This is a genomic window from Hymenobacter properus (genome assembly GCF_015694735.1).
GTDB lineage: Bacteria > Bacteroidota > Bacteroidia > Cytophagales > Hymenobacteraceae > Hymenobacter > Hymenobacter properus.
Genome location: NZ_JADQDP010000001.1, coordinates 958,268 through 971,917 on the forward strand (window position 1 = coordinate 958,268; position 13,650 = coordinate 971,917).

A 13,650-nucleotide genomic window follows, 5' to 3' on the forward strand; every position below is an offset into this window, starting at 1 on the left:
CTTCGCTCAGCATGACGTTCTTATACAACCCCAATACCCATGCACCACGTCGAACTCATCACCACGGCCATTCTGCTGATTTGGGTGGCCATCGTGATTACGCTGGAACGCGTCATCCCCTACCGCAAGGGGCTGCCGTTTTTCCGCGAAGGCTTCTGGACGGACCTCGTGCTCTACACTTTCGTGCAGAGCTACGCCCTGAAAATTATTATTTTCGACTACATCATTCAGCCGCTCGACCAGCATTTTGGGTTCTCGAAGCTGCATTTTGTGACGGGCTGGCCAATCTGGGTGCAGGTGCTGTTTTTCGTGATTACGCACGACTTTTACATCTACTGGTTTCACCGGTTTCAGCACAGCAGCCCGTTTTTCTGGCGCACCCACGAGGCGCACCACTCGGGCAAGCAGGTAGACTGGCTGGCGGGCTCCCGCTCCCACGCCGTCGAGATTCTGATTAACCAGACCATCGAGTTTGCGCCCATCGTCCTGCTCGGAGCCGACCCCATGGTGGTGCCCATCAAGGCCTGCATCGACGCCGTGTGGGGCATCTGGATTCACTGCAACGTGGACGTGCGCTCGGGCCGCCTGCAATATTTCATCAACGGCCCCGAGATGCACCTCTGGCACCACGCCGACCACGAGGAAGTGTTTTACGCCAACTTCTCCACCAAATTCGCCTTCTGGGACTGGATTTTTGGCACCGCCTATCTGCCCGACGGCCGCAAGCCGCAGAAGTGGGGCTTGCCCTACGTTTTCCCAAAGGATTATTTCAGCCAGCACGTTTTTTCGGTGGCCCGGTTCAGCGAGGAGGAACTGGCCAAACGGTCGCGCCTTTTTCGGGCCTACCACGGCATCCGCGGGCGCCTGCTCACCAAGCTGACGGACCGGGTGCCGGCCTTGAAGCCCCTACACGGCTGGCCCGTGCCCGAACCCTATTCCGAAACCATTCCAGCGCAGCGCCCAGGCGGTAATTTTGGCCAAATTCCGGCTCCGGCTGCCTCTTCTCACACCCCCACTGCCGTTTCGTCCCGTTGATTAATCCCTGGTTTTCGCTGTTTTTGGCCTCCTTCATGGAGGTATGCTGGACGTATAGCCTCAAGGCGCTGAGCATGCAGCGCATCAAGGAAATAGCCTGGGCGCACAGTGTGGTCCAGCCCACGCTGCTGCTGCCGGTGCTGCCGCTGCTGGCCTACGTGGGCTTTGGGCTGGCCAACGTGTATTTCCTCTCGCTGGCAATGAAAGACATCCCCACTGCCACGGCCTATTCGGCCTGGATGGCGCTGGCCGTAGTCGGCATTAAGCTGGTCGATACCGTGTACCTCAAGCAGCCGCTTTCCTGGCAAAGTATTTTCTTCACCAGCCTGATTATCATTGGAGTATTAGGACTGCGGCGCGTGGAATAGCTCAATACCAAGCAGTCAGGCACAAGTGCACGTCCTGCTGAGCGCCGTCGAAGCCTCTCTACCACTTAAGTAATCATTTACTAATGCAGTAGAGAGGCTTCGACGGCGCTCAGCAGGACGTGCTTTTTAACTACCCGTTTTGATTTGCTTTTGACGAAGAAGCTAAGCCAGCACCAGATGGTACACGGGCACGATGACGAATTCCCGGCACCTAATCATGATTTCAGGGTTTTCAGCCACCCACTCGTGGGCTTGGGCTTCGGAGTCAAACTCGTGGCTTTCCTCGCCGGCCAGAGACTTAAACGTCCAGGTAGCGCTGTGGCCCGGCATGGGGGTTTCGTGTTGCAGCTTGAAGATGCGGTATTTGGTCAGTAGTTGCGTATTCATACCGCCAAACTACGCAAAGTGACATGTTTGGTCGATGAAAAAAGTGCTTTTTAGTGCCTGGCACTAGCCGCAAAGAGTCCGGCAGCGCGCTGCATCAGCATCCATTATTCCGGCTCAACAGTTGAGTTAACACTGATTATGAAGGCCAATACCTTTCCACTGCGCTTACCAATCCCCAGCCAACGGCTTCCATACCGGAAGTAAATAAAAAGCTGCCTTTAGGCTGATTATACTTGAATCATCAGCCAGTTGACGGGCGTGAACAGCGGGGCCTGCTTCACCGTCGAGCAGCGGCATAGGGCCAGCCTCGGGCACAGGGTGAGGCCGTCGGAGAAGATATAATCAGCCGTTACCCGTATACCGGAAGCAACAATAGAGGCCGCCGTTATGGCAGCTGCTCCAGCCACGCCGCTGCTTCGGACTCCTCAGCAAACAAACGGTAAGTCAATGCATTAGCTATAGCTTCGCCTTCGGCTTGCTCAGTTGGGATGCGGCCCAGCACGTCGGCGGGCAGCAGCACCGCGCCGAAGAACTCGCGCATGCGCGTGCGGGGCATACTCAGCCAGCAGTCGGTGACCCAGGCCGACTCGGCCGGCGTGAAGGGCGTCATACGCCGGTGGTCGCCCACCACCTTGTGCCACTGCCGCAGCGCCAGCAGCTGCTTGCCGTGCCCGAGCAGCGTTTGCAGGTCGGCAAAGCGGCGCGGCCCATTGGTGTAGCGGATGATGATGTAGCGGCCGGTGGGCTGTTCCAGCACCTGCCCGGCGGCATTCCGAAAGTGTACGCGAAGTTTACCAAGCGCCATAGCGGCCGCAAAGGTAGCCCGGCGGGGGCTGCATTGCCACCGCCCAAGCGTTAGGCTTTCTCCCAGCGCTGGCTGAACTCCTGCTTGCTGCAGTAGGTGTGCAGCCGCGAAACCGGGTTAATTATCACGATTTCACTAGGTTGCTCGTCGGTGGCCTCGGTGGCCCGAATTTCTAATTCGTACTCCTGCCCGTTGCGAAAACCGGCAAAGCCGTCCATGCCCCGGAATACATATTTTCTCTTCTGAAATTCCATGAGACTAAATTACGGCAAGGAAGGCGCCGCCACATAAAAAAGGGCGCTTACCGGTGGGTAAGCGCCCTTCAGGCAGTGCGAAATGGCCGAACCGTTATGCGTTTTTCTTGGGTCGGCCGGGCTTCTTTGCTGGGGCGCCACCTTCCTGCTCAGCGCGGGGAGTGCGGGGCTTGCGCGTGCGGGGCGCCGATACGTAGTCGTCGGCCAGCACGGTTTCCATCTCGCTCAGAGCCGCTTGCAGGGCCCCCAGCGTGGTGGTCACTTTGCGCAGGGCGCGTTTCAAATCGGCTTTTACCGCGTCAGCTTGTTGAGCCGTTTCTACGACTTTCTGGAATTCATCAAAGTTTAAGGCCATGGGCAGCAAATTATGAAGTACGACCAAAGATAGCCCAACATGCATGTATTCATACACCCAGGCCGTCAATTGTTACTTTTCCGGGCCGCCTTCACCGGGTCTTACCCTTTCCTGTGGTCCAGCCGCCTCATGCCCCTTGCGCGCCGCGGGTGAACTTCGCGCACCTTGCGTATTGCATGGCTACAAATGCAACAATTAAGTAATGATGTTGCCGCAACTTCCTGGGGCTTATTGGAGTATTGGGCTGAAATACACCCTCCTGCCATGCGCTTTGCCACCCTCCGCCCCCGTATCGAATACCTCCGCTCGCGGCAGGCGCGGGTGGTGTACGTGCTGATGGGGCTGGCCGCCGTCGTGGGCCTCGTGTGGGCCTTGTGGAAACACCACATGCTGGGGCTGTAAGGCCGCGTGTTTGTTGTTCTTCAACGGCCTCCTCAAGCCCGTAGCGGCCCCACGTAGCGGTAAGTGTTCAGGAGCACGCCCGTGGACGTGGCTTGCGAGCTGACGAACGCCAGCTCGCAGGGAGTGGCCTGGTTCGCAAAAAAGCGCTTGCCCTGCCCCAGCAACACCGGGTACACCAGCAGCACCAGCTCGTCGGCCAAGCCCTGCTCCAGGAGCAGGGTCGTAAGCGTGGAGCTCCCGCACACCAGCAGGTCGGGCCCGGCGGTGGCTTTGAGGAGGCGAATGTGGGCCAGAACGTCGGTGCCCAAGTCCTGGGCCGGCCCCCAGTCGAGGCTCTCGGGCCGGTGGGTGGCCACGTATTTGGTGGCCGCGTTTAGGCCGTTGGCCATCGGGCTGTCGCCCGCCTGCGGCCAGAACGTGGCCCAGGCGTCGTAGGTGCGGCGGCCCAGCAGCAAGTCGAAGCGGCTACCGTAGATTTCGACCACGGCCGCCAGGCCCGCGGGGGTGCGGTAGGGAGTCGTCCAGTTGCCGTGGGCGAAGCCGTCGCTGTTGTCGTGCTGAATGACGCCGTCCAGCGAGGTGTGTTCGATGATGCGGAGCTTTCTCATGTGCGATGCGAATGGGTGGGCGCGGGCACAAAGGTGAAGCAAAGGATGCACCCGGAACAGGGGCAATTACGCCAAAAAGGCGGGCCACCCGAGCCATAAATTTCGCCTGCTGCCCTAGGCGGCCCGCAGCTCGTCTTCGCGGTAGCAGTCCCAGAAGCCGTCGTTGAGCCGATACACGTTGGTGCGGTGGATGAGCCCGGTTTCGGGTCGGCGTTCTCGCAGTTGCCCCCGCCAAATGATTTCGCGCGCCGGCGCCTCAGGCGCGGGTTGCACCCGGTGGCCCACGGCGTAAGCAAACGTGGCGGCCGGGGCGGCTACTACAATAACGGGGGCGGTTTCTTCGTCCTGGCTGAACACCTCGCCGTATTCCGGATGCTGTTCCTGGGCCTCAGATGGGGCGTCGGGGGTGAATTCAGTGGCCGGCTCTTCGGCTTCGTAGTAGACCTTGGGGGCGGTGGGCATAGCGACAGCTTAGCAAATTTTTTAGCTAAATTAATCGTCGGCTAACCAGAATAGCAACTTTGCCCTCCTCTGCCCCTCTCGCAGGCTATTTCTTGAGCGAGTGTGGAAAGCCAGCGTGATGACGAACCCCAGCGGCAACCGGGCCAACGGCGCCCGGTGCAACGGCCAGTGCTAACCGGGACAACAAGGACTTGACTGTGATGAGCCGCCGTTTCACTGGTGGCAAGGCAGCGGAAACCGCGACGAGCTTTGTCGTAGTTTGCCGTCCATTTCGGCTCCACTTATTCCGCAGCTTTCGTGATAGGACTGCTCTACTGGTTTTTCATTCTGCTAATCATGGCGGTGGTGGCAGCCGTGTTATTGATGCAGTATGTGGTTGTCCCCGGCTTGTTTCTGCGGCTGTTCTTTCGCAGCACTTGGGTTCCGCGCGAGCTTAAGGAAGTAGTGGGCTGGACGCTGGGCGTGCTGGCGCTGCTGCTCGCGGGCGCCTTCGGCTGGCGGGGCCATCGGCGGGAGCATGCCCAGCAGGAAGCCGAAACCGAGCGCCACCAGCCCCCTATTCAACTCATGGCACAGGAGCCTGGCATCCAACCGTTTCGGCTGGGCCGCGGCCGCATCGAGGAGGCTAGCTACGACGCAGCCCCCCGGCTGGTGGTATCGGGCGACTTATCGGTGGAGGGCCGGCTACGGGCCCGTTTTGCGGCCAGCCCCGGCTTTGCTACCCCCAACGAAACCAACACAGTGACGGTGAGCACTGAGGCCGGAGACGCCACCCAGGCCACGGGCCGGTCGGTGTACGACCCCGGTTCGCGCATGGTGAGCGGGTCTTTCCGGTGCGTGCTGCCCTCGGGCAAGGCCCTCTCGGTTTCATTTCCGCCAACCTATGTAGCTGGGCCGTGAGCAAACCCTAGTCTAGTGCCTCCATCGAAACGCTAGTTGATAATCTTCGCGCCGGAATCCCTTCGCATGGCCTCCAGCCGTTCGCGCCACTGCTGGATTTGCTCCGGCGTTTGGCGCACCCAATCGGTTACTTCGCCCACTATTTTTAAGGGGGCCCGGCTGCGATAGGAGCGTGTCGGGTTGCCCGGAAACTTTTTGTCTGTCACGTTCGGGTCGTTTTCGTAGGGGCCTGTTGGCTCCACGCGGTACACTCGCTCCGGGCCGGTGCCAGGGGCCAGGGCCGCTGCCAGGCCCGCCCCGTTGGGCAAGGCCGTGAAGTAAATGTGGTTCATCACCACCTCGGGGTGGTAGTTCGACCGGAAGCCGGCCCGTAGCAGGGCCCCCACGGGCAAATCTGCTTTTGTGCCGTGGTAAAAGGGGCCGGCATCTAACACCGGCGTTTCGGTGGGGCGGTGGTCTTGCATACGCTTAGGTGGGGCTGAAGCAGTGAAAAGCAAGGTAAAAAGACGCCTAAAAATAGCGACCTGCTCATTAGTGCCTTTCCCGGCGCCTGCCTGTCGTTTTGAACGTAGCTGAGGAGTATGGTCTGGTAAGCCAGGGCCACCTTTTCTATGACGGTTAAGCTCATTTTGGGCTTTCTCTTACTGGGGCCCCGGTGGCCGTCGTGGCCCTTTTGCCGTACAAGCGCAATCCCCACACTCCTCACGCCTTCCCAATGCGCCCCCTCCTGCTGCTCGCTTCCCTGTTTGCCCTAACAGCCGGCTCCGCTGGCGCGCAGGTGCCCCGCCGAACCGCCCCGGCGCCCGTGCCGCAAACCACCGGCCTGCCCGCACAATCCGGGGCCGCGCCCGCGGCGGCCGTGCCCGCCTACCCCAAGGGCTACACCGACAAGCATTTGGGCGGCACTACCAGTCCCACCTTCCCCAACGGCCTGCCCGAGCGCAACCTCGATAACGGCACCAGCCGCGCCGACCAGCCCCGCGCCAACCAGGCCCAGCCCGGAGCCCGGCCTACCCGCAGCATTTTGCGCAAGCGGCGTTAGCCCCGGCCGCTACTCTTCTGCTACGTGTATCGGCAGCTAAGGAACAGCCGGCGATGGAGAACACACCCACCGGGTGAGGGTGTCGCCGCGTTGCACCGTAAGCAGAGCGGCCCGGCCCGACTTGCTGACAAGGTCGCCTTTGCGCAGGTACTGGCTGAGGGGGTTGTCTTCTTCTGCGGGCCCGGTGGCGGGTGCAAAGGCATCGAAGTCGTAACGGCGGTCGAGTTTCCCGTCCAGGAAAAACGTGCGGGATTTTTTTCGCTGAAAGGCACCGGTTATGCGGCCCGAAACTGCCGTATCACACCCCACTTCGGTGCAGGGGAAGGCAGCCCGCAGGCCGTAAGAAAAGCCAAGATAGAGCAGCAGGGCCACGGCGCCGAGGGCGAGAATGCGGTTGGTGGACATGGCCGCAAGATAGTGTGGCCCCGGGACTGCCACCGCCAGGGAGGCAATCCGAAAAGCCGTTTAGCCACAGGCGCTATTACCGGCAGTAATCAGATTTCAGGAACGCAAAGAAGAAATGGGCAAGAAAGGCTCCGCCGAGCAGACTTGGCGTTTGGCTGATTCAGTATAGTTGCCTTTTGTAGTTCGGCAATAAAAAAACCTCTCCGCACAAGGCAGGGAGGTTTTTCGTGGGCCCACTTGTACCCATCGTTCTGATTATTTACGGCGCTTTACGGCGGGCGAAGTGCCGCCGCAAGCCTCAGGTGGCAGGTTTGATGCGTTTGGCTTGCCGTAAAGTGCCGGGTACTGCCGCCGTTTCTCGCACACTTTCGGGCTGAGTGTGCGAATCTTCGGGCGAAGTGTGCGAACCGGATTCGGCCGTGGAGGTGCCGCGCAGGTTGCTGAAGGCGGTGAGCGTGGTCCCGTGGCGGCGCGCGTCCCGGGTCTTGGCGTAGCGGCGGGTGTTCTGAATGTTGACGTGCCCGAGCCCGTCCTGGGCGTCGGTGAGGGCGGCCCCGCCGTCGAGCAGCAGCGTGCCGAAGGTGTGGCGGGCCACGTGGCAGGTCAAAAACTGCCAGAGCGGGCCGCGCACTTCGTGGCTGATGCGGTTTTTGCGCACCACCTTCAGCACCGAGCGGTTCAGCCCCGCCAGGCGGCCCGCTTCCTTGATGTAGTCGTTCATCGTCTGGTTGGCGGGCACGGGCAGCTGGCCCTCGTAGCGCTGCCAGATTTCCACGGCCAGCGGGTCCAAGGCCACGCGCACGTTTTTGGTGTTGCGGCTGGCCTTGACGGGGGCGTACTCCATAATCCAGGTGCCGTTGCTGTCCTGCCGCACGGCTTCGCGGGCCAGGCGGCTCAGGTTGGCGTAGCGGGGCCCGGTCAGGCAGTTGAAGACGAAGCAGTCGCGGATGGGCGGGTACGGGTCGGGCAACCACTGCTGAGCCAGCTGCAACACCTCCTCGAAAAGCAGCGGCTCGATGTCGGGCTCGTAGCTGTAGTCGTTGGTGAGCCAGTCGGTGCGCAGCCCGCGAAACTTGAGCAGCTGCTTGAGCCGGCTGATGTGGCTGCCCACGCTGTTGTCGCTCATGCCGATTTGGCCGTTGGGCAGCACGTGCTCATTGGAAAGATAGGCCAGCCAGCCCTCCACGATTTCGGTTTGGCCGTCTTCGTCGGGCAGCAGGTCGGCCAGCAGGGTGCCGGGCCGGTAGGCCTCCCAGCTGGCCACGAACGATTTGTACTTGCGCAGCGCAAACTCCCCGCGCCGGGGCGTGTGGTAGGCCTCGTATTCGGCAGCGACGCCGGCGATGGTGACGGCCTTGGGCTTCTTCGCGGCGCCGGCGGGGGCCGCGGGCTTGCGCTGGGTGACGGCAAGCAGCTCGGCCTTCATCTGGTCGGGCGTGACGGTGGTTTCCTCGTTCGCGGCTTTGTCGAGCAGCTTGCCCGCGGCCTTTCGCATCGCGGCCAGGCGGTCGTTGATGCCGGTGCTGCCGGGCTCTTTGCTGGTGGCCTGCTCGTTTTTCCAGTGCTTGGGGTGGCACACCTTGCCCGTGCTCAGCCGCACGGCCGGCGTGGTACCGGCGGGCGCGGCCACGTGCTTGGCCCAGCGCACCTCCATGTTGATGGGCTGGCGGCCTTCGGCGTTGGCTTTGTTGTGCAGGTAGAAGCGGATGGACTCGTTGGCCATGGGGTATACGCTGCGTTACTTAATGATACACGTCGTGCAGGCCGTCGCTGTCGGCACGGGGCGCCAAGGTGAGCTTGAAGGTGGCGGGCATGAGATTAGGCTAACGCTTTCGATAGGTCTTGTTTCCGTTCTTATTAATGTAGTACACCCCGCCACGCGGGCCGGTCTGATAATTATGCGAAGCGGGGGTGCTTGAATCAAGGGTGGGTGCAGTGATTGGCCCAGTTCGGCCTGCTGGCCACATGGACGAGGCCAGCACATAATACGAGCGGTAGTGCAGGCGGCGTACGCGGTACCAAGGCCCCACCCGGCCCAACACGTAGGCGGTGCGCACTTTGTAATCAAACGGCTCCGGTTTGTAGCCTGCATCGCGCGGCTGTTCCACCGCTTCGGGTGCTCCTGTGGAGTCCATCCGTGCGTAGTAGCGCGGTGCTTCACGAAACGTGTACTCCTGATTAATAGACTGGCTATTCTGAATAAAAAACGCTTCTTGTTCGTCAAACTGCGGTTGCTGGGAAACGGCGCAGGCCGAAAACAATGGCAGTAAGGCAAGTAGTAAGAGTTTGCGCATATGCTGATTGCTAAGGTGGAAGAATGGATTCGTGAGTCCTTCTATTCTATAGGAGTATAGGCAGCCCACCGCACCCGCCACACGGCGCGAATGTCTTCGCCTTTAATCTGGAAAGTGCCCCCGGCCGGATTGTCGGAGTGCAGGCGCAACAGGCCATTTTCGAGTAGCGTGTTATCCTTCACCCGCTTCACCACGAAGTTGTTGAGGAAGATGATGCAGTAAACACCGGGGTTGAGGTACTGCCAGTTGCCGCGTTGCACGGGGGTTACCACCACTTTCGAGCCGTTTTTAATGGTGGGGTCCATGCTGTCGCCGTTGATGGCTACCACGATGGCTTCCTTGTATTCGGACGTGTTGGGCACGTCAATGACGGCCAGGGTTTCGGCATTCTCCCAAGGGTATTTGGTCACGTCGTCGGCGTAGAACTCGGCTAAGCCCGCGCGGGCTTCGAGGGGTATGTAGGGCAGCACCGTGAGGTTGAGCTTGTCAACGTGGATGCGGCTGGCATTGGTGTAGGGTGCCTCCACATCCGTCGCAGTGCTGGGAGCAACCTCGGCCGCATTATAAGGAAAATTATTTTGGGAAGGAGCTTCAGAATCAGTAATGCTCCCAATTAGAAGGTAGTCAGTTGACACATTATAGAGTGCTGCTACCTTTTTGAGTGTATCGAAAGAAAGAGAACTATTACCAGTTTCAAACTTCGATATCGCACTAATACTCAAACCCAGTTGCTCAGCAAGTTGCAGCTGGGTCATTTTTTTGCCCTTTCTCAGCCTTTTGAGCCTTTTGCCTAGATTCTCTGTATCAGACATTTGGAGATTATTTTATGAGTGATGCTGATTTTTTGGGCCAACTATTTTGCTTTTCATCAGTATTACTCACATATTTGTAATACCAATAACATTACTACACAATGATAGCGACAAAAAACACGGCCCCCTCCCCCACGGAGTTGAAATCGCGGGTTCTGGCCATCCGCGCCCAGCTGCCCAAAGACGTGCGTGCGCTGGTCATCAAAGAGCACTCGGAGTACGATACCGCCGCAGGTGGACGCAAGCTCAACAATGTGTTGAGTGGCGCTAGCTCTGATGAGAAGCTGACAATTATCCTCGAATCGCTGGCTCAGCCTGTCGCCGCCTAAAACCATGCAAGTCGCCTCGCTGCAACAGTACCAGGCGCAACAGGCGCAAATCCAAGCGCTGAGCGCCAAGCTCGCCGACCTGGAATGGAACGGGCCGCAGGTGCTGGCCCGCACCTACCACCTGGGCACCGTGCCCACGCCCGGCCGGGGCTACGATGACCGGCTGACGACGCGCACCGGCTTGGGCAAAACCAAGCTGCGCGAACTGCTCGACCTGGGCCCCATTCGCGGCGGCCTGCGCCGGGTGCGGGCCGGTGACAAGTGGCTCGTGACGGAGGCCGCCGTGCGCGAATTCTTCGGTGAGCCCGCCCCCACCAACTAGCACTTAACCCAATCCATTCACACCTCACTTTCACACATGTCAACCCCTGCTGCCAAGCCCCTGACTGTGCCGCCCCTGCCCGATGCCGTGGCGCGCCACCTCTCCCACGACGTCACCGCGTTGCGCGGCGGCGACCAGCTCCACCTGCGCACGGCCATCCTCGGCTACGCCAAGGGCGCGGTGCTGCCCATTTACGGCTACTGCTGCCTGCGCGACGAGCACGGCACGCCCTTCTGCGTGACGGCCTACGTGCGGCCCAACGGCGCCGCGGGGCAACCCGTGGTGGCCTACAGCGAGCGCGACGCCGTGCGCTTCCGCTTTGAAGACCAGACGGAGTGCTGGTTCGGCGCGGTGCTCATGTACCTGGTGCCGGTCGACCTGACCGACTACGCCGACTGCCTGCGCCTGGAGCGCCAGCCCGCCACCATGGCCCGCCTGCTGCTGAACGAAACGGAAACGCCTTACCGCCAAGCCGCCTAGTCATGCTGCGCCTCAACACCGCCCCCGACACCCGCCGCGTCAACCCGGCCGAGATGCGCTACCTGCGCGAAGCCCTGGCCAAGTGCCCCGGCCCCTGCTGGGAGACCAGCCTCACCGCCATCGTGGTGTACGCGCAGCTGGCCCATGGCATGGACCTAACCGACGAAGCCGACGCGCTGCGGGCCGAGCGGGCTGCCGCCCAAGACCGCGCCCAGCTGAAGGGCACCACGGCCGAAACCCGCTACAGCCTGCACGCCTGATGAATGCCGCTGCCCGCCGCCTGCTGGGCCTGCTCCTGCTCACGGCCCTCTGCTACTGCCTCGCCAAGTCTCACTAACCCAACCATCACCCCGCTATGTGCTCCCCTACCTGCCCGCTTAAACGTGCCCTTGACCGTGCCGCCTCCGAAGTGGTGGGCGCCGCCGAATTGTTCACCCAGCTGCGCCCCTTCCTCTCGCTGGAAGGCCACCAGAAAGCGCTGGACTGCCTCGCCACGATGGAGACCAAGCGCGATGCAGCGAAGGCCGCGTGGGAGGCGGACGCGCAGCCCGTCATCTACGCCACCGTGACGCAACGCCAGGACATCATCCGGCTGCTCAACCAGCCGGGCATCGAGCCGGGCGAGAAAGTGCAGGGCCTGCTGGAACTGCCCCGCATGAGCACCGAAACGGCCGCTGCCGTCATCATCGGCCTCAAACTGGACCTCAATGCCCGCCGCGGCTATGTCGTGTATCCGGAGGTGCTGGGCTACACCGTGAAGGAAGGGCAGGTGGTGGAGGTGGCGTACGGCGTGGTGGGCAGTGCGGAGGTGGTCGGGCAGATGGTAGCGGCTTAGTTATGGAAACGACGATCCTGCCCGCCGGCACGACGCCGGAAATCTTGGCTCCTTACCTGCCTTACGGCATCCCACTCCAGACGCCTTTCGACAACCCGCGCACGCTTTCTGGCCTACAAATGGGCGACGGCCCTTGCGCCGCCTGCAAGTCTGCCGAAGGCTGGGAAAGCTGGCTGGGATTGGAGTACATCAAGCCCATCCTGCGCTCCTTCTCGCAGCTGGTGGAGCCGCTGGCCGATGGGACGGTGCCGGCGGTGGAGGTGGCAAAGATGGCCCTTGCTGATTGCTTTGATGAACTCGATTGGACCAAAGCAACAGTTGACCAATACCACTGGTGCGCTGCTATTTCTGTGCCTGCCCAGTCCGATGTGCGCTGGGTCTATTCCTGCACTATCGATGAAGAGTGGGAAATAAAGACGGGCGACAATCTGAGTTGCTCAATTGCCATCATCGACTACCTGCGCCGCCACCACTTCGCCGTCGGCATGGAGCCCCACCAGTACATCGAAAAGCAATGAAAGGCCCCAAACGCAAACGCGGGCGCGGCCCGCCCCTGCTGCCAAGCTGAGTTCGAACCGGCCCGCGCTGTGGCCGAAGCCAAGCCTGGCAAAGATAGCGCCTCCAGCCCCATTTAACCTCACAATCAATACGCAACCCATTATGGCAACGCTCATCGCTTCCGCAAGTTCCTCCACCACTTCCGCACCGGCCCCCGCCGGCAACCACGCCGCCCGCTGCGTGGGCATGATTCAAATTGGCACCGTCTCCGAAATGTTCGAAGGCAAGCCCAAGCTCCAGCACAAGGTGCGCCTCACCTTCGAGCTGCCCCACGAGCTGAAAGAATACAAAGAGGGCGAGGGCGAAAAGCCCGCCCTGGTCAGCAAGAACTACACGCTGTCCATGCACGAGAAGGCCACGCTGCGCAACCACCTCGAATCGTGGCGCGGCAAGCCGTTCACGGATGCCGAGGCCGCTGGCTTCGATATCCTGGTGCTGCTAGGCAAGCCCTGCATGCTGAACGTGGTGCACAAAACCAGCAAGGCCGGCAAGGAATACGCCGAAATCAAGGCCATTGCCAGCCTGGGCAAGGGCATGAGCTGCCCCGACCAGCTCACGCCCAGCACGGTGCTCACTTACGATGATTTCAACTGGGACGTGTTCGACAAGCTGCCCAGCTTCATCCGGGAAGACATCGAGAGCACGCCCGAATTCAAAGCGCTGGTGCGACCCGGGGCAGCGCCGGCGGCTAAGCAAGCCCAGCCCGAGCCGGTAGCCGCTGGCGACGAAGACCTGCCTTTCTAAGCCCAGCCGACCATGACGCCCGCCCAGCTCGCTTCCTGGCTCCTGGCCCACCTCGACACCGACGTGTGGCTGACCGAGGCCACGCTTTCGAGGCGGTTGGCGGGCATCCAACACCACCACTTCACCGCGCCGGGTCTGCTCGGCGCGGTGAAACGGGCCGGCTGGGTTGAGCAGCACCCCGCCTACGCCGACACCTTCTGCATCGCTTCGCGCTGCTGGCTGCCGAAACCCAAAAAAACCTAACCAAACACTG

General features: G+C 61.2%; 24 protein-coding genes and 1 pseudogene. 13 read left to right on the top strand and 12 right to left on the bottom strand.

The genetic code is table 11. From position 1 onward, the window contains the following. Window positions 1-39 precede the first annotated feature (39 nt). Window positions 40-1,035 carry a sterol desaturase family protein gene (locus I2I01_RS04050; RefSeq protein WP_196285127.1) on the top strand — a complete coding sequence of 332 codons (996 nt, stop codon included), beginning with the start codon at window positions 40-42 and terminating at the stop codon, window positions 1,033-1,035. Beyond that, window positions 1,032-1,403 (top strand): DMT family transporter, encoded by a 372-nt coding sequence (locus tag I2I01_RS04055; protein ID WP_196285128.1) that lies wholly within the window; start codon window positions 1,032-1,034, stop codon window positions 1,401-1,403. Before I2I01_RS04050 ends, I2I01_RS04055 begins: the two co-directional genes overlap by 4 nt. 162 nt (window positions 1,404-1,565) lie before the next feature. On the opposite strand, the gene I2I01_RS04060 is transcribed toward I2I01_RS04055, so the two are convergent. The 4 genes from I2I01_RS04060 to I2I01_RS04075 all read right to left on the bottom strand — a co-directional run bounded on the left by I2I01_RS04060 (window position 1,566) and on the right by I2I01_RS04075 (window position 3,204). Next, entirely contained in the window at window positions 1,566-1,790 is a 225-nt protein-coding gene (locus I2I01_RS04060) for a hypothetical protein (protein ID WP_196285129.1), read from the bottom strand. Between the two features lie 385 nt (window positions 1,791-2,175). Further along, window positions 2,176-2,595: a hypothetical protein gene (locus tag I2I01_RS04065; RefSeq protein WP_196285130.1), complete on the bottom strand. Its 420-nt coding sequence runs from the start codon at window positions 2,593-2,595 to the stop codon at window positions 2,176-2,178. Between the two features lie 50 nt (window positions 2,596-2,645). Beyond that, a complete protein-coding gene (locus I2I01_RS04070) occupies window positions 2,646-2,849 on the bottom strand; it encodes a hypothetical protein (protein ID WP_196285131.1) in 204 nt (67 codons plus the stop codon). Between the two features lie 94 nt (window positions 2,850-2,943). Continuing rightward, entirely contained in the window at window positions 2,944-3,204 is a 261-nt protein-coding gene (locus I2I01_RS04075) for a hypothetical protein (protein ID WP_196285132.1), read from the bottom strand. Window positions 3,205-3,468: 264 nt separating this feature from the next. Between I2I01_RS04075 and I2I01_RS04080 the strand changes: the two genes are divergently transcribed. After that, window positions 3,469-3,606, top strand: a complete 138-nt coding sequence (locus I2I01_RS04080; RefSeq protein WP_196285133.1) for a hypothetical protein — start codon at window positions 3,469-3,471, stop codon at window positions 3,604-3,606. 32 nt (window positions 3,607-3,638) lie between these two features. Here I2I01_RS04080 and I2I01_RS04085 read toward each other — a convergent pair whose 3' ends face one another. Together I2I01_RS04085 and I2I01_RS04090 are read right to left on the bottom strand one after the other, a co-directional pair. Then, entirely contained in the window at window positions 3,639-4,214 is a 576-nt protein-coding gene (locus I2I01_RS04085; RefSeq protein ID WP_196285134.1) for a dihydrofolate reductase family protein, read from the bottom strand. Between the two features lie 114 nt (window positions 4,215-4,328). Further along, entirely contained in the window at window positions 4,329-4,676 is a 348-nt protein-coding gene (locus I2I01_RS04090) for a hypothetical protein (protein WP_196285135.1), read from the bottom strand. Window positions 4,677-4,973: 297 nt separating this feature from the next. Between I2I01_RS04090 and I2I01_RS04095 the strand changes: the two genes are divergently transcribed. Next, a complete protein-coding gene (locus I2I01_RS04095; RefSeq protein ID WP_196285136.1) occupies window positions 4,974-5,576 on the top strand; it encodes a hypothetical protein in 603 nt (200 codons plus the stop codon). A gap of 32 nt (window positions 5,577-5,608) precedes the next feature. Here I2I01_RS04095 and arr read toward each other — a convergent pair whose 3' ends face one another. After that, window positions 5,609-6,040, bottom strand: coding sequence for an NAD(+)--rifampin ADP-ribosyltransferase (arr, locus tag I2I01_RS04100; RefSeq protein WP_196285137.1), 432 nt, complete (start codon window positions 6,038-6,040; stop codon window positions 5,609-5,611). A 251-nt stretch (window positions 6,041-6,291) separates the two neighbouring features. Here arr and I2I01_RS04105 point away from each other — a divergent pair, with 251 nt between their 5' ends. Next, window positions 6,292-6,618 (top strand): hypothetical protein, encoded by a 327-nt coding sequence (locus tag I2I01_RS04105; RefSeq protein WP_196285138.1) that lies wholly within the window; start codon window positions 6,292-6,294, stop codon window positions 6,616-6,618. Between the two features lie 36 nt (window positions 6,619-6,654). On the opposite strand, the gene I2I01_RS04110 is transcribed toward I2I01_RS04105, so the two are convergent. The 5 genes and pseudogenes from I2I01_RS04110 to I2I01_RS23635 form a co-directional block, all read right to left on the bottom strand. Further along, window positions 6,655-7,023, bottom strand: a complete 369-nt coding sequence (locus I2I01_RS04110; protein ID WP_196285139.1) for a hypothetical protein — start codon at window positions 7,021-7,023, stop codon at window positions 6,655-6,657. 298 nt (window positions 7,024-7,321) lie between these two features. Continuing rightward, complete coding sequence (locus tag I2I01_RS04115; protein WP_196285140.1) at window positions 7,322-8,746, bottom strand: tyrosine-type recombinase/integrase; 1,425 nt, start codon at window positions 8,744-8,746, stop codon at window positions 7,322-7,324. Between the two features lie 100 nt (window positions 8,747-8,846). Next, window positions 8,847-9,317, bottom strand: a complete 471-nt coding sequence (locus I2I01_RS04120; protein WP_196285141.1) for a hypothetical protein — start codon at window positions 9,315-9,317, stop codon at window positions 8,847-8,849. A 41-nt stretch (window positions 9,318-9,358) separates the two neighbouring features. Next, window positions 9,359-9,844, bottom strand: a complete 486-nt coding sequence (locus I2I01_RS04125) for a S24 family peptidase (RefSeq protein WP_317196852.1) — start codon at window positions 9,842-9,844, stop codon at window positions 9,359-9,361. A 75-nt stretch (window positions 9,845-9,919) separates the two neighbouring features. Further along, window positions 9,920-10,129 (bottom strand): annotated as a pseudogene (locus tag I2I01_RS23635) (helix-turn-helix domain-containing protein); the annotation flags it as partial. A 101-nt stretch (window positions 10,130-10,230) separates the two neighbouring features. Between I2I01_RS23635 and I2I01_RS04130 the strand changes: the two are divergent. The 8 genes from I2I01_RS04130 (at window position 10,231) to I2I01_RS04165 (ending at window position 13,640) form a co-directional block, all read left to right on the top strand. Next, window positions 10,231-10,458 (top strand): hypothetical protein, encoded by a 228-nt coding sequence (locus tag I2I01_RS04130; protein WP_196285143.1) that lies wholly within the window; start codon window positions 10,231-10,233, stop codon window positions 10,456-10,458. Window positions 10,459-10,462: 4 nt separating this feature from the next. Beyond that, the gene (locus I2I01_RS04135; protein WP_196285144.1) at window positions 10,463-10,780 is read left to right on the top strand and encodes a hypothetical protein; all 318 of its coding nucleotides are present in this window, start codon (window positions 10,463-10,465) and stop codon (window positions 10,778-10,780) included. 36 nt (window positions 10,781-10,816) lie between these two features. Further along, window positions 10,817-11,260, top strand: coding sequence for a hypothetical protein (locus I2I01_RS04140; protein WP_196285145.1), 444 nt, complete (start codon window positions 10,817-10,819; stop codon window positions 11,258-11,260). Window positions 11,261-11,262: 2 nt separating this feature from the next. Further along, entirely contained in the window at window positions 11,263-11,520 is a 258-nt protein-coding gene (locus tag I2I01_RS04145; protein ID WP_196285146.1) for a hypothetical protein, read from the top strand. A 95-nt stretch (window positions 11,521-11,615) separates the two neighbouring features. Then, window positions 11,616-12,095, top strand: coding sequence for a hypothetical protein (locus I2I01_RS04150; RefSeq protein WP_196285147.1), 480 nt, complete (start codon window positions 11,616-11,618; stop codon window positions 12,093-12,095). A gap of 2 nt (window positions 12,096-12,097) precedes the next feature. Next, complete coding sequence (locus tag I2I01_RS04155; RefSeq protein WP_196285148.1) at window positions 12,098-12,613, top strand: hypothetical protein; 516 nt, start codon at window positions 12,098-12,100, stop codon at window positions 12,611-12,613. A 142-nt stretch (window positions 12,614-12,755) separates the two neighbouring features. Beyond that, window positions 12,756-13,397 carry a phage replication initiation protein, NGO0469 family gene (locus I2I01_RS04160; protein WP_196285149.1) on the top strand — a complete coding sequence of 214 codons (642 nt, stop codon included), beginning with the start codon at window positions 12,756-12,758 and terminating at the stop codon, window positions 13,395-13,397. 12 nt (window positions 13,398-13,409) lie between these two features. Then, window positions 13,410-13,640 carry a hypothetical protein gene (locus I2I01_RS04165; RefSeq protein ID WP_196285150.1) on the top strand — a complete coding sequence of 77 codons (231 nt, stop codon included), beginning with the start codon at window positions 13,410-13,412 and terminating at the stop codon, window positions 13,638-13,640. Window positions 13,641-13,650 lie beyond the last annotated feature (10 nt).